This window comes from Lysobacter enzymogenes (assembly GCF_017168095.1).
GTDB lineage: Bacteria > Pseudomonadota > Gammaproteobacteria > Xanthomonadales > Xanthomonadaceae > Lysobacter > Lysobacter enzymogenes_D.
On the sequence record NZ_LXSD01000552.1, the window covers coordinates 1 to 7,057 of the forward strand.

The following is a 7,057-nucleotide window of genomic DNA, read 5'->3' on the forward strand; positions in this document are numbered from 1 at the left end:
CGAGGCCGGCGACGCGCGCGACCGCCGTTACTTCGACGCCTTGCGGCAGGAGGCGCGATGAACGCGGCGAACTGGGACATGGCCGTCGCGGGCGCGCTCGCCGTCGCCGCTGCGTTGGCGATGGCGCGCACGGTCTTGCGCCAGTACCGCGCCGAACCGTCGTCGCGTTCGCGCGGCTGGCGCGTCGTGGCGCTGTCGCTGGCGCAGCCGCTGGTCGCCGTGTCGCTCTACTTCGTATTGTTCCCGCCACGTTTGCCGGAACAGGCCGGCACGTTGCTGGTCGCCACCGCCGGCGCCGGCGAGGAGGCGTGGCGCGAGGCCGCGGGCGAGATGCGCGTGGCGTTGCCGGAAGCGCCGCCGGCCATCGCCGGCGCGCGCGTGCCGGATCTGGCGAGCGCGCTGCGCCGCTATCCGCACAGCCAGCGCTTGCGCATCGTCGGCGCCGGACTGGCGCCGCGCGATCGCGACGCGGCGGGTGGCCTTGCCGTCGATTTTGCGCCCGCGCCGTTGCCGCGCGGCATCGTCGGCGCGTGGGCGCCGGCGCGGGTCGGCGAAGGCGAAGCGTTCACGGTGCGCGGCCAAGTCGAAGGCGCGAACGGCGGCGCGGTGGAACTGCTGGATCCGGCCGGCCAGCGCGTGGACCGCGCCGCGCTCGGCGCCGGCGCCGGTTTCGCCTTGGAAGCGGTGGCGCGCGTCGCCGGCCGCGCCGGTTTCGTCGTGCGCGCGGTGGATGCGCAGCAGCGCGAGATCGAACGCGTGGCGCTGCCGGTGTCGGTCGAAGCCGAACCGCCGGTGCGGGTGCTGCTGTTGGCCGGCGCGCCCGGGCCGGAACTCAAGTATCTGCGCCGTTGGGCCAGCGACGCCGGCCTCAAGCTGCACACGCAGATATCGGTCGGCGCCGGCCTGCAATTGGGCGACGCGCCGCTGCGCATCGACGCGCCGACGCTGGCCGGCTTCGACGCGGTCGTGCTCGATGAGCGCGCCTGGGAGGCGCTGGCGCCGGCGCAGCGCGCCGCGTTGATGACCGCCTTGCGCGGCGGCCTCGGCGTGCTGCTGCGCGCGACCGGGCCGCTGTCGCCGGGGGTGCGCGCGCAGCTGCGCGAGTTCGGTCTGGAGCCCGGCGCGGGCGACGACGGCAGCACGGTGCGCCTGCCGGCCGAAGGTTTCGACGAAGCCGCGCTGCGTGCGAGGTTGGGCCCGGGCAGCGTCGACGCGCCGCGTTCGCCGGAACAGGCGCCGCCCGCGTTGCCGAGCCTGACCCGGCGCGTTTTGGCGTTGGATGCGCCGGCCTTGCAGCCCTTGGGCGCCGACGCCGACGGCAAGGCCTTCGCCGCGTGGCGACCGGCCGGGCAGGGACGCATCGCGCTGTGGGGCTTGAGCGACAGCTTCCGGCTGGTGCTGGCCGGGCGCGAGGTCATGCACGCCCGGCTGTGGAGCCGGGCGCTGTCGGCGCTGGCGCGGCCGCGCGCGATAGCGCGCGCCGACATCGGCAGCGACGCGCGCGTGGGCGAGCGCGTGCGCGTCTGCGGCGTGGACGCGCAGGCGAAGATCGCCGCGCCCGACGGCGCGCGGGCCGATGTCTTGCCCGATCCGGCGGCGGGTCCGCGGGCCTGCGCCGGCTTCTGGCCGACCGTCGCGGGCTGGCATTCGCTGGAACAAGGCGAGCGGCGCCAGGACTTCTACGTGCGCGCCGCCGACGAGGCGCCGGGATTGCGCGCGAGCGAGCTGCGCGATGCGACCGCCGCGCTGGCGCTAGGTTCGGGCGGATCGGCGGTTACGGCCGCGGCAAACGCCGCGGCGCAAACCGGCGAACGCGGTTCGCCGTGGCCGTGGTTCGCGGCGTGGCTGGCGCTGTGCGCCGCGCTGTGGTGGTTCGAGCGCTCGCGCCTGGGGCGCGGCGCTGCGGCCGCGCTGGCGCAGGAGGAGCCCGCCAACTCGGGGCGGTGAGGTTCGAGGCGATCGCAGCCGAAGACGTCGGGGCTGAAGCCCCTCCCACAAAGCGCGGGCGGCGCCGCCGGAAACGTGTGGGAGGGCCTTCAGGCCCGACGCTTTCCGCTCAGCCGCGACAAACCCCAACCGCCGGCGCCACCGCAATCAGATCGACTGCATCCGCCCGCCATCGACCGCCAGGCTCACGCCGTTGACGTAGCCCGCCGCCGGCGAGCACAGGAACGCGATGCAGGCGCCGATCTCGGCCGGCTCGGCGAAACGCGCGGCCGGCACCGTCTTGCGCATGGCCTCGATCACCGCCTCGGGCGTCTGTCCGCTGCTGCGTGCGCGGTCGGCGACGATCTGCTCGATGCGCGCGGTGCGGGTGTAGCCGGGCAGCACGTTGTTGACGGTGATGCCGTCGCCGCCGAGTTCGCGCGACAAGGTCTTGGCCCAGCTCGCCACCGCGCCGCGGATGGTGTTGGACACGCCCAGGCCGGCGATGGGTTCCTTGACCGAGGTCGAGATCACGTTGACCACGCGCCCCCACTGCGCCGCGCGCATGCCCGGCAGCACCGCGCGCAGCAGGGCGTGGTTGGCGAGCAGGTGACGGTTGAAGGCATCCAGATACGCCGCGTCCTCGGCGGCGTGAGCCGGTCCGCCCGGCGGGCCGCCGGTGTTGTTGACCAGGATCTGCACCGGCTTGCCGGCGGCCAGGGCTTGCACCTGCGCCGACAGCGCGGCGTGTTCGGACACGTCGGCGGCGATCCAGCCGTGCGCCTGTGCGCCCTGGCGCGGCAGCTCGGCGGCGACCGCGGCGAGCGCGTCGGCGCGGCGCGCCAGCACGGTGACGTCGCAGCCCAGCAGCGCCAGTTCGCGCGCGGCGGCGCGGCCGATGCCTTCGGAGGCGCCGCAGACCAGCGCGTGCTTGCCGGTGAGATTCAGGTCCATACGCTAACTCCTGTGTGCGGCGGCCCGCAGCGCGGGCCGCGGTCAGTCTTGCGCGTCGGGCGCGGCCATGCGCTCGCGCATCAGCGCGGCGACCGCGCGGCTGTGCTCGCGCGGCTGCGCCTGCAATTGCGCGGCGACGCTTTCGCGATTGCCCGGCGGGTGGTTCTGGCTGAGCTTGAACTTCAGCTCGATGCGTTCGACCCGGAAGCGGAAGCCGACGATGCCGCGCAGTTGCCGGCGCAGCTCGTCGCGCTCGCTGTCGAAGCGCCAGTCGCCGCCGACGCGCGCTTCGTGGCGCGCGCTCAACTCGTCGACCAGCGCGGCCAGCGAGGCTTCGTCGTCGAAGGTGTCGAGGCGGCCGTGCAGGTGCGCGACCGCGTAGTTCCAGGTCGGCACGCGCGCGGCCGGCTCCTTGTCGAGGTACCACCCGGGCGAGACGTAGGCGTGCGGGCCGTGCAGGATCGCCAGCGCCGGGCCGGCGTGGCGCGCCTGCGGATTCGGCCGCGCCCAGTGGCCGCGCAGTTCGACCCGTTCGCCGTCGCGCGCGTACAGCAGCGGCAGATGGCTGACTTCCGGCGCGCCGTCGCGCACGGTGATCAGCGTGGCGAAATCGTCGGCTGCGGCGAGGCGGTCGAGCGCGGCGAGGTCGGCTTCGTCGAACGCGCGCGGCAGGTACACGGCCGGCTCAGTGCCGCGGCGGCAGTTTCTGCAGCATCTGCGCGGCCAGCGCGGCGTCGCTGCCGGCCTGCGGCGGCGACAGCTCGGCCAGGGCGAAGCCGCGCGCGGCGGCGTCGTCCTCGTCGAGGCCGTCGTACTGCACGAACTCGGCGTCCATCAACGCCGCGCGCGCGGTGTCGTCGCTGTCGTAGGGCAGGGTGTTGCCGTCGCTGTCGAGGACTTCGGCGGTGCCGGCCTCGAGCACGCGCAGGCGCGCCCAGATCACGGTGCGGCCGAGCGTGGCCAGCCACCATTGTTCGTTTTCGAATGTATCGGTCATCACGGCACCAGCAGGGAAAGCAGCCACAGCAGCCCGGCGCAGGCCAGCGCGGCGAAGGTGATCAGCAGCGAAACCCGCGCCGGCGTCGCCAGGCCGTCGAGGTTGCGGTCGCCGGCCGCGCGGTAGCGCCGGCGCAGCAGCCAGTTCCACGCCGCCGGGGTCACGAACGCGGCTTCGCCGAGTTCGCCGCGCAGCGCCGGGTGGCGGTCGCGCAGGTGCACCAGCGCCAGCGGCCAGAAGATCGCGAACGCGCACAGGGCGGAGATCGCGATGCCTACGAAGGTCAGGGCCAGGAACAGGATCATCCGCTGCCTCTTGGTGGGGTTGCGGTGAGGCGGGCGCTGAACGGTCGCCGCGCCGCCTCGCGATCGTCATCCCCGCGCAGGCGGGGATCCAGAGACTTCAGCGCCATGCCTGGATGAAGCCCTGGGTTCCCGCTTGCGCGGGAACGACGGGAGGGGGCGGACGCGTCCGCCCGGAAACGGTCAAAACTCCGCGCTGCCCGGCGCGCGCGGATAGGCGATGGCGTCGCGGATGTTCGCCAGCCCGCACACGTACACCACCAGCCGCTCGAAGCCCAGGCCGAAGCCGGCGTGCGGCACCGTGCCGTAGCGGCGGAAGTCGCGGTACCAGCCGTAGTGCGCCGGGTCCAGGCCGAACTGGGCCATGCGCGCGTCGAGCACGTCCAGGCGCTCCTCGCGCTGGCTGCCGCCGATGATCTCGCCGATGCCCGGGGCCAGCACGTCCATCGCCGCGACGGTCTTGCCGTCGTCGTTGAGGCGCATGTAGAAGGCCTTGAAGTGCTCGGGATAGTTCAGCACCACCACCGGGCGGCCGACGTGTTCCTCGGTCAGCCAGCGCTCGTGCTCGGTCTGCAGGTCCAGGCCCCATTCGACCGGGAACTCGAACTTCTTGCCGGATTTTTGCAGCAGCGCGATCGCGTCGGTGTAGTCGATGCGTTCGAACGGCGAGTTGACGAACGCTTCCAGGCGCTTGATCGCGTCGGGCTGGACCCGCTCGGCGATGAACGCCATGTCGTCGGCGCGCTCGTTCAACACCGCGCGGAACAGGTACTTGAGGAAGTCCTCGGCGACCTGCGCGTTCTCCATCAGGTCGGCGAAGGCGATCTCCGGCTCGATCATCCAGAACTCGGCCAGGTGGCGCGTGGTGTTGCTGTTCTCGGCGCGGAAGGTCGGGCCGAAGGTGTAGACCTTGCTCAGCGCCAGGCAGTAGCCCTCGACGTTGAGCTGGCCGGACACGGTCAGGAAGGTTTCCTTGCCGAAGAAATCGCGCGAGAAGTCGACCGCGCCGTCCTTGCCGCGCGGCAGGTTGGCCATGTCCAGCGTCGATACGCGGAACATCTGCCCGGCGCCTTCGGCGTCGGAGGTGGTGATGATCGGCGTGCTGATCCAGTAATAGCCGTTCTCGTGGAAGTAGCGGTGCACCGCCTGCGACAGGCAATGGCGGATGCGGGTGACCGCGCCGAACAGGTTGGTGCGCGGGCGCAGGTGGGCGAATTCGCGCAGGTATTCCAGCGAGTGCTGCTTGGGCTGCATCGGGTAGGTCAGCGGATCCTCGACCCAGCCGACCACGTCCAGCTTCGTCGCCTGGATCTCGAAGCTCTGGCCCTGGCCCTGCGAGGCGACCAGGGTGCCGGTGGCGATCACCGAGCAGCCGGCGCTGAGGTGCCTGACCTCGCTGTCGTAGTTGGCCAGCGCATTGGTCGCCACGACCTGGATCGGCGCGAAGCAGGAGCCGTCGCTGACATTGACGAAGCTCAGCCCGGCCTTGGAGTCGCGGCGGGTGCGCACCCAGCCGCGGACCGTGACTTCGCCGCCCGCCGGGAGCTTGCCTGCGAGTGCCTGTTCGACGCTTACCACCGTCATGTCGTGCCGCCTTACGCGTTGCAATGTGAGGGACGGCGATGATAACGGATGATTCCGGCGCAGCGCGCCGCGGCGTGGGCCCGTAGACTGCGGCAAGGATCACGGCTGACGGGGGCGCGGCATGGGCGAGGGCGGGACGGGAGCATTGCGGCGCGGCGGACACTGGCGCTTGGGCGCGGCCTTGGGGCTGATGCTGGCGGCGCTGCAGGCCGGCGCCGCGCCGGCGGCGACGGCGAAGCCGGCCGAACCGATCGCGCTGGAGTCGGTGACGCTGGAGCCGGTGACGCTGGACGCCGCGCGCGCCGCGCACTTCGCCGAACTGGCGCTGGCCTGCGTGGATCGCGAGTACCCCAACAAGATCGCCCACCGCCTCGACAGCGCCGCCGATGCGGCCCCGCCGTCGCGGCTGTACCCGGCCTTTTACGGCTGCTACGACTGGCATTCGGCCGTGCACGGGCACTGGCTGCTGGCGCGGCTGGCCCAGCGGTTTCCCGCCGAGCCCTTCGCCCAACGGGCGCGGCAGGCGCTGGACCGGCACCTGACCGCGGCCAACCTCGCCGGCGAACTGGCCTATTTGCGCCATACCGACGACGACGGCTTCGAGCGTCCCTACGGCCTGGCCTGGCTGCTGCAACTGGGCGCGCAACTGCGCGGCTGGGACGACCCGCAGGCGCAGCGCTGGGCGCAGGCGCTGGAACCGCTGGAACGCGAGGCCGCGGCGCGGCTCGGCCGCTGGCTGCCCAAGCTGACCCGGCCGATCCGCGTCGGCGAGCACAGCCAGACCGCGTTCGCGTTCGGCCTGGCCCTGGACTGGACCCAGGTCAGCGGCGACGGCGCGCTGCGCCAGGCGCTGCTGGCGCGCACCCGCGACTATTACCTCGGCGACCGCGACTGCCCGCTGGCCTACGAGCCCTCCGGCCAGGACTTCCTGTCGCCGTGCCTGGCCGAGGCCGACCTGATGCGGCGGGCGCTGGCCCCAGCCGAATTCGCGCGCTGGCTCGGCCGTTTCCTGCCGCAGATCCCGCGCCGCGCGCGCGCCGACTGGCTGGCGCCGGGCGTGGTGCTGGACCCGGCCGACGGCAAGCTCGCCCATCTCGACGGGCTCAACCTCAGCCGCGCCTGGATGCTGGAAGGCATCGCCGCCGGCCTGCCGCCGCGCGACCGCCGGATCGGCGCGCTGCGCGCCGCCGCCGCGCTGCATCGCGAGCTGGGCCTGCGCGCGGTCTCGGATGCGCATTACGCCGGCTCGCACTGGCTCGGCAGCTTCGCCACCTACCTGCTGGCGCCGCCGCGG

Annotated in this window: 7 protein-coding genes; 2 read left to right on the forward strand and 5 right to left on the reverse strand. The window is 73.1% G+C overall.

Features of this window, described 5'->3' with window-relative positions; all coding sequences use genetic code 11:
* The first annotated feature begins 57 nt into the window (after window positions 1-57).
* Window positions 58-1,947: a carboxypeptidase regulatory-like domain-containing protein gene (locus A7A76_RS21800; RefSeq protein ID WP_206413278.1), complete on the forward strand. Its 1,890-nt coding sequence runs from the start codon at window positions 58-60 to the stop codon at window positions 1,945-1,947.
* Window positions 1,948-2,094: 147 nt separating this feature from the next.
* Here the strand turns inward: A7A76_RS21800 and A7A76_RS21805 are convergent, their stop codons facing one another.
* The 5 genes from A7A76_RS21805 to asnS all read right to left on the reverse strand — a co-directional run bounded on the left by A7A76_RS21805 (window position 2,095) and on the right by asnS (window position 5,763).
* Window positions 2,095-2,880, reverse strand: coding sequence for an SDR family oxidoreductase (locus A7A76_RS21805; protein ID WP_206413279.1), 786 nt, complete (start codon window positions 2,878-2,880; stop codon window positions 2,095-2,097).
* A 42-nt stretch (window positions 2,881-2,922) separates the two neighbouring features.
* Window positions 2,923-3,558, reverse strand: a complete 636-nt coding sequence (locus A7A76_RS21810; RefSeq protein ID WP_206413280.1) for an FMN-binding negative transcriptional regulator — start codon at window positions 3,556-3,558, stop codon at window positions 2,923-2,925.
* 7 nt (window positions 3,559-3,565) lie between these two features.
* A complete protein-coding gene (locus A7A76_RS21815) occupies window positions 3,566-3,877 on the reverse strand; it encodes a hypothetical protein (RefSeq protein WP_206413281.1) in 312 nt (103 codons plus the stop codon).
* Window positions 3,877-4,182 carry a hypothetical protein gene (locus A7A76_RS21820; protein WP_206413282.1) on the reverse strand — a complete coding sequence of 102 codons (306 nt, stop codon included), beginning with the start codon at window positions 4,180-4,182 and terminating at the stop codon, window positions 3,877-3,879. The genes A7A76_RS21815 and A7A76_RS21820 overlap by 1 nt, the downstream gene beginning before the upstream one ends.
* 180 nt (window positions 4,183-4,362) lie before the next feature.
* Complete coding sequence (gene asnS, locus A7A76_RS21825; RefSeq protein ID WP_206413283.1) at window positions 4,363-5,763, reverse strand: asparagine--tRNA ligase; 1,401 nt, start codon at window positions 5,761-5,763, stop codon at window positions 4,363-4,365.
* 169 nt (window positions 5,764-5,932) lie between these two features.
* Here asnS and A7A76_RS21830 point away from each other — a divergent pair.
* The coding region (locus A7A76_RS21830) for a DUF2891 domain-containing protein (protein WP_206413284.1) at window positions 5,933-7,057 on the forward strand (1,125 nt) is incomplete at its 3' end.

Excerpts from the sequence above, each read along its gene's own strand:
- A7A76_RS21820 (WP_206413282.1), bottom strand. The coding sequence starts at position 4,182 with ATGATCCTGTTCCTGGCCCTGACCTTCGTAGGCATCGCGATCTCCGCC.
- asnS (WP_206413283.1), bottom strand. The coding sequence starts at position 5,763 with ATGACGGTGGTAAGCGTCGAACAGGCACTCGCAGGCAAGCTCCCGGCG.
- A7A76_RS21805 (WP_206413279.1), bottom strand. The coding sequence starts at position 2,880 with ATGGACCTGAATCTCACCGGCAAGCACGCGCTGGTCTGCGGCGCCTCC.
- A7A76_RS21800 (WP_206413278.1), top strand. The coding sequence starts at position 58 with ATGAACGCGGCGAACTGGGACATGGCCGTCGCGGGCGCGCTCGCCGTC.
- A7A76_RS21815 (WP_206413281.1), bottom strand. The coding sequence starts at position 3,877 with ATGACCGATACATTCGAAAACGAACAATGGTGGCTGGCCACGCTCGGC.